Origin of the sequence: Halorubrum sp. SD683, from assembly GCF_002135045.1 — an archaeon.
Classification (GTDB): Archaea; Halobacteriota; Halobacteria; order Halobacteriales; family Haloferacaceae; genus Halorubrum; species Halorubrum ezzemoulense.
Map to the genome: position 1 here is coordinate 1 of NZ_NEWJ01000107.1, position 6,051 is coordinate 6,051.

At 72.8% G+C, this 6,051-nt stretch carries 6 protein-coding genes and 1 pseudogene; 4 read left to right on the forward strand and 3 right to left on the reverse strand.

Annotation, left to right across the window (positions count from 1 at the left end):
* A pseudogene (locus tag B9G49_RS15350) lies at positions 1–921 on the forward strand (cobyrinic acid ac-diamide synthase); the annotation flags it as partial.
* A gap of 18 nt (positions 922–939) precedes the next feature.
* On the opposite strand, the gene B9G49_RS15355 reads toward B9G49_RS15350, so the two are convergent.
* Complete coding sequence (locus B9G49_RS15355; protein ID WP_086216951.1) at positions 940–1,911, reverse strand: transcriptional regulator; 972 nt, start codon at positions 1,909–1,911, stop codon at positions 940–942.
* Positions 1,912–2,108: 197 nt separating this feature from the next.
* Between B9G49_RS15355 and B9G49_RS15360 the strand changes: the two genes are divergently transcribed.
* Complete coding sequence (locus B9G49_RS15360) at positions 2,109–3,497, forward strand: tRNA(Ile)(2)-agmatinylcytidine synthase (protein WP_086216952.1); 1,389 nt, start codon at positions 2,109–2,111, stop codon at positions 3,495–3,497.
* Between the two features lie 26 nt (positions 3,498–3,523).
* Positions 3,524–3,877: a VOC family protein gene (locus tag B9G49_RS15365; protein ID WP_049931776.1), complete on the forward strand. Its 354-nt coding sequence runs from the start codon at positions 3,524–3,526 to the stop codon at positions 3,875–3,877.
* Positions 3,878–3,922: 45 nt separating this feature from the next.
* On the opposite strand, the gene B9G49_RS15370 is transcribed toward B9G49_RS15365, so the two are convergent.
* Positions 3,923–4,153, reverse strand: coding sequence for a hypothetical protein (locus B9G49_RS15370; protein WP_049931774.1), 231 nt, complete (start codon positions 4,151–4,153; stop codon positions 3,923–3,925).
* Between the two features lie 91 nt (positions 4,154–4,244).
* Positions 4,245–4,415: a hypothetical protein gene (locus B9G49_RS16865; protein WP_167373102.1), complete on the reverse strand. Its 171-nt coding sequence runs from the start codon at positions 4,413–4,415 to the stop codon at positions 4,245–4,247.
* A 93-nt stretch (positions 4,416–4,508) separates the two neighbouring features.
* On the opposite strand from B9G49_RS16865, the gene B9G49_RS15375 reads away from it, so the two are divergent.
* Positions 4,509–5,669: an aminopeptidase P family protein gene (locus B9G49_RS15375; protein ID WP_086216953.1), complete on the forward strand. Its 1,161-nt coding sequence runs from the start codon at positions 4,509–4,511 to the stop codon at positions 5,667–5,669.
* The last annotated feature ends 382 nt before the right edge of the window (positions 5,670–6,051 follow it).

Consider the following 6,051-nt stretch of genomic DNA (forward strand, 5'->3'; position numbering starts at 1 on the left):
GCCGACGCGGCGAGCGGGGCCGGGGCGGACGACCCGGAGGGCGACGGCGAGCCGACCGCGACGGACGACGACGCCGTGATCGTCGACGACGGACCGGCGGCGGACGACGCGGACGACGGCGGCCCGAGCGAGGTGAGCGAGCGGGACGCTGCCGGGGAAACGGATGAGGACGCGGCCGCCGAGGCCGAGGCGGACCAAGACGAGGGCACGGATCCCGAGTCGGACGAAGACATCATCGTCGCGGACCCCGACGCGAGCGGCGTGGCCGAGCCGGGCGACGGCGACGACATCATCGTCGCGAGCGAGAGTGAACCGCCGGACGGCGACGCGGACGAAAAGGTGAGCGACGACGCGGAGGGAGACGTGGGCGACGATACGGAGGAAGGCGGTGACGACGGCGCGGACGGAGACGTGGGCGACGATACCGACGGGGAAACACGCGACGCCCGCGGCGACCCGAAAGAGCCCGTCGAGAACGACGAGCCGACTCGCGAGGCCGTCGGCGATGCGGCGAGCGACGACGAGGCCGGCGGAACCGACGCCGGTGACGAGTCCATGGCCGGAGGGAGGGCGGCCGCCGAGCTCGAGGCCACCGGCCCCGAGGCCGAGACGGAGGAGGAGCCGGACGCGATTCCCGACGCGGACGAGACGGCACGCGAGGCGGCCACCGAGCGCGGAGAGGCGGACGGCGAGGGGACCACGAGCGCCGACCCGGCGGCGGACGACATCGACGATGAACTCGCGGGGAGCATCCCGTTCCGCGACGACGACACCGGGACGATGAACACCGTGCTATCGGACGAGGAGGAGCCGGACGGCGACGCCGGCAGAGAGGCGACAGACGACGCCGACACGTCGTCCGCTGACGAGGAGGAGGAAGAGGGCGACGGCGGATTTTTCAGTCGGCTACTCGGTCGCTGAGCGGAGCGCGGCGGCTCGTCAGGCCTCCGAGGGAGCGCGGGCCCGGTCGCGGATCAGCTCGCGGATCTGCTCGGGGTCGGTGACGTCGGCGAGTTCCTCGCAGGAGACCAAGGCGGTGCCGTCGACCGATTCGCGCTTCTCCTTCTCCTCGGTGAAGTACACCGATCGGGTCCGGGCGACCTCGCCGATGGAGGACATGATCCGGGCGCGCTTCTCGGCCGCGGCCGTGAACGCGGAGTGGCCGGTGAGCACGCGCGTCTCGGGGCTGTCCTCGTCCTCGGAGACGGCCTTGAACGGGGCGCGGGCGGTCGGGTGGACCGTGAACCCGGCGCTCGTCAGCACGTGGAGGACGTGCTCGTCGTCCGGGTCGGCCTCGGGGGCCGACGGCGTCGGCTCCGAGTCGCGGACCTCGTCCGCGCCGTCGAGCACGTCGACCGGGCTGGAGAACGGCTGGTCGAACAGCTCCTCCAGCTGGATCGCCACCTCGATGGAGGCGTTCATCCCGTCCTCGTACTTCGAGACGGTGCGCCGGGAGACGCCCAGCTCGTTCGCGAGCCGGCCGAGCGACCAGCCGCGCTCCTCGCGCTCGTCGGCGAGGAGGTCGCCGTCGAGGCTGACGTACAGCCCGCCCGGGGCGGCGTAGATGAGCGGCGGCATCCCCTCGACGAAGAGGTCGTAGGCGGTGTCCGGGTTGATCACCGGGACGCCGTGTCGGAAGTAGACGACGCCGGGCTTCAGTTCCTCGTCGCGGGTCCGGATCCCGATCACCATCGGCGTCCCCCTGAGGTACTCGCCGAGCCGGCGCATCTCCGCGCCGGTCTCCGCGTCGAGCGCGTCGACGTTGCCGAGGATCTTCACGAGGAGGAGGTCCTCGTTACGGCGGGCCGCCACGTCGAAGCTCTTGGGCCGGACCGCACACCGGTCGCTGACGAGGAACCCTGCGTCCTCCAGCATCGCGGTGACGTTCCCGATGAGCGCAGTCCGGGACATAGCCGGAACAAGCGTCTCGCCGTATATATGCGTTGTGTCGCCCGTTCGCCGGCGAACCCACCGCCCGCGGGCGATTTCTTCCTCCCGCGGCGGGAAACGGTTATATACCCGAGCGGTCGCTGGATCGCCTCAGCCGGCCCGGAGCAGCCTCGACCGGCCTCGAAAGGGGCTTGCCTCGGCGACGCGAACGTCGCGACATGCCGATCGTCGCCGTCGACGACACCGACTCCCGCGAGCGCGGGATGTGTACGACCTACGTGGCGACGCGGATCGCGGAGCGCCTCGCTGACGCCGGGGCTCGGGTCCGGCGCCGGCTGCTCGTCCGCCTCAATCCGGCCGTGAAACACAAGACACGCGGGAACGCCGCGGTCGCGCTCCACGTCACCGGGACGGACGCGGAGTCGGCCGCGTCGGTCGCGGCGGAGGCGGTCGAAGCGTTCGCCGCGGCCGCGGACCCGCGTACCTCGCCCGGCGTAGTGGTCGCGGACCTCGACGTCGCCGGCGACCCCTTCGATCCGACCGGAACGCCGATCCCCGGCGCGGTGGCCGCGTTCGCGCGGCGCGCGCTCCGCGAGCGGCTCTCGGTCGCCGAGGCCGTCGGGCTGGCCGACGAACACGGGTTCCGACACGTCGCGGTCGGGTCGGCGGGCGGCGCGGGCGAATCGGACGCGGTCGCTGGCCGGGGGCGGATCGGCGCGCTCGCCGCGGTCGGCGCGCCGGCCGCGTTCGACGACTGGACGTTCGAGCGCATCACCTACCGCGAACTCGACCGCTGCGGGACGCCCCGCGAGGTCGACGCCGAGAGCGTCTTCGCCGCCGCCGACGAGGGGTATCCGGCGGTGTGGGACACGGTCGACCGCGGCACGGGGAAGACCGTCTGCGTGCCGAACGCGCCCGGCCCGATCCTCTACGGGATCCGGGGGGACGACGCGGCCGCGTGTCGAGCGGTGGCGGCCGCCGTCGACGGCGAGCCGACCGAGCGGGCCGCGACGTTCCTGACGAACCAGGGCACCGACGCCCACCTCGCACCCAGCCGGATCGGCGACCTCCGCGACGGCGCGGGCTATCGGGTCGCCGGCGCGGTGGCGAGCGCGCCGGAGACGAAGCGGGGTGGCCACGTCCACGTCGACGTCGCGAGCGACGCCGCCGGAGTGGGGTCGGACGGTGAGACCGACGCCGACCGCCTCCGCGCCGTCGCGTTCGCCCCGACGGGCCGGTTCCGCGACCGCGTCCGGGCGCTCCGCCCCGGCGACCGGGTCACGCTCTGCGGCGAGCACGAGGTCCGGGACAACGCGGACGAGCCGGCGAGCACCCTGAAGCTGGAGAAGTTCGCCGTCCGCGACCTCGTCCGGACCGCGCCCGCGGTGCCGACCTGCCCGGACTGCGGTCGCTCGATGTCGTCGGCCGGGAGCGATCAGGGGTACCGGTGCCGCGACTGCGGGACTGAGGCGCCGGGGAAGGTCGCGGAGCCGATCGAGCGCGACCTCGAGGCCGGCTGGTACGAGGTCCCGCCGAGCGCGCGCCGACACGTCGCGAAGCCACTCGTCCGGGGCGGGTTCGACGCGCCGACCCACCCGGAGCGATAAAGTGCTCGCCGCGCGAGCGGGCCGACGTGACCGGAATCGTCTTCCACGCGACGGAGCGGCGCGAGGCGGTCGTCGAGTTCTACCGCGAGCGACTGGGCGCGACGGTGCGGGTCGAACAGCCCGACTGTACGATCCTGGCGTTCGGCGGCTTCCTGTTCGGGTTCTGCGAGCGCGACGAGGTCGACGACTGCGGCATCCTCACGTTCGTCTACCCGGACCGTGACGCGGTCGACGCCGCGAGCGAGCGGCTCGGCGACGCGGTCGTGACGCCGCCGCGTGAGAACGAGACGTACGACATCTACCAGTGTTTCGCCGAGGACCCCGAAGGCCGGACCGTCGAGTGTCAGGTGTTTCTCGACGAGGAAGTCGACATCGAGTAAGTTGGAGAGCAGGCGAACCGCGCTCGGTTGTCGGAGCGGCCAGCGTCAGTCGTCGAGGTCGCGGGCGTCGCGCCACGCCACCGCGCGCTCCTCGGCGGCATCGCGGTCGTCGAACCGCTCCCGCTCGTAGGCGGAGTCGTCGGCCGCCTGCTCCATCACGTCGAGGCGGACGACGAACTCCCCGTCGGTTCGTTCCCGGAGCCTGACGGTCGCGTACCCGTCCGATCGCTCCCACTCGGTGACCGTGCCGTCGTCGCGCTCCAGCGACCAGCCCATATCGGACCCGACGCGCCCCGGGGCTAAAGCGGTGCGGTTCCGAGGCGGTCGCGCGGGTGCCTCCCGACTTCGAGGCCTGTGTCCCCGCGAGTCAGTCGCCCGCGCTCGGCGAGCGGTCCGCGCTCGACGACCGCTCCGGCGTGGCCGCGTAGCCGCACACCGGGCAGACGACGTAGCCGAGCGAGTCGTACGGGACCGACGTCGAGGGCGCGCTCACGTCGCACTCGGGGCAGTCGAACGTCGCCGCGTTCTCGGTCGACATGGTATTACGTAACAACCACTCACCAGTAGTTATGCGCCGCTTGCTGCCCCGTCAACGCCACCCTACTTATATACCGAGTCCGAACGTCGGCGCGTGACCGACGACGCACACGCGGGCGGGGCGGGAGCGGAGAGGTCGACCCGCCCGCACGAGCGACGACGCGGGCGGACCGCGCGCCGGTTGGACGCGGTCGACGCGGCCGGACTGGTCGCGTTCCCGAGCCGCAACCTCGAATACCTCACCGGCTTCGCCGAGGAGCCGGGCGAGCGACACTTCTTCCTCGTCGTGCCGGCGGCGGGCGCCGCCGACCCGGAGCCGGCGCTGCTCGTGCCGGCGCTGTACGAGACGCAGGTCCGCGAGGCGACGACCGTCAGTGAGGTCCGCACGTGGGCCGACGGCGAGGACCCGGTCGCGGCGACGCGCGAGCTGCTCGCGGACCGGGGGCTCGACGCCGGGCGGCTCCTCGTCGACGACACCATGTGGGCGCGGTTCTCGCAGGACCTCCGGGCGGCGGCCCCCGACGCGACGTGGGGGCTCGCGAGCGAGGCGCTCGCCGACCTCCGGGTCCGGAAGGACGAGGCCGAGGTGGCGGCGCTGCGGAAGGCCGCGGGGGTCGCGGACGCGGTCGTCGGCGACCTCCGGGAACTGGGCCCGGACGCGGTGGGCATGACGGAGGCCGCGCTCGCCGAGTGGATCGCGGACCGACTCGCCGAGCGCGGGGGCCGCGGCGTCAGCTTCGAGACGGTCGTCGCGGCGGGCAAGAACGGCGCGAAACCCCACCACGGCCACGGCGACCGGGAGATACGCGCGGGCGAGCCGGTCGTCCTCGACTTCGGGACGCGCGTCGACGGCTACCCGTCCGACCAGACGCGGACCCTCCTCTTCGGCGAGGAGCCAGACGAGGCGTACGCCGAGGTCCACGAGGTCGTGCGCGAGGCGCAGGCGGCCGCGGTCGAGGCGGTCGCGCCCGGCGTCCCCGCGTCCGCCGTCGACCGCGCCGCACGGGACGTGATCGAGGCGGCCGGGTACGGCGACGCGTTCGTCCACCGGACGGGCCACGGTGTGGGCTTGGACGTCCACGAGGAGCCGTATCTCGTCGCCGGAAACGACCGCCAGTTGGAGCCGGGAATGGTGTGTTCCGTCGAGCCCGGGATCTATCTCGACGGACGGTTCGGCTGCCGGATCGAGGACCTCGTGGTCGTCAGCGAGGACGGCTGCGAGCGGTTGAACCGGACCGACCGCGGCTGGGAGTGACGGGCGAGGGTGTCCCGGCTGCCGGCGGCGGAACACCTCGTCGTCAGGATGAACGCGTCGGAAAAGCGCAGCGACAGGCGCTGCGAGTGTCGAATCGCAGATCCGGGAGTCGTGTGCTATTGCCCCAACCAGAAATTACGGCCGGATAACATAACAGTATCACCGAATTATTTCGGTGTATTTCACCCGGCGGACCGAACGCGCGGACCGTCCCCGCGCGGCCCGAGCGGCATCGAAACCATTAGTGTCGCCCGAGCGGAACCGCGGGGCATGAGCGACACCGATGCGGACGAAGACGAGGAGGCGGAAGCGGAGCCGGCCGTCGAACTCGGCGACGGGCCGGACGTGGCCGGCGTTCCGGTCGCCCGCGTGGCGTCGCGGC

Excerpts from the sequence above, each read along its gene's own strand:
- B9G49_RS15355 (WP_086216951.1), bottom strand. The coding sequence starts at position 1,911 with ATGTCCCGGACTGCGCTCATCGGGAACGTCACCGCGATGCTGGAGGAC.
- B9G49_RS15360 (WP_086216952.1), top strand. The coding sequence starts at position 2,109 with ATGCCGATCGTCGCCGTCGACGACACCGACTCCCGCGAGCGCGGGATG.
- B9G49_RS15370 (WP_049931774.1), bottom strand. The coding sequence starts at position 4,153 with ATGGGCTGGTCGCTGGAGCGCGACGACGGCACGGTCACCGAGTGGGAG.
- B9G49_RS16865 (WP_167373102.1), bottom strand. The coding sequence starts at position 4,415 with ATGTCGACCGAGAACGCGGCGACGTTCGACTGCCCCGAGTGCGACGTG.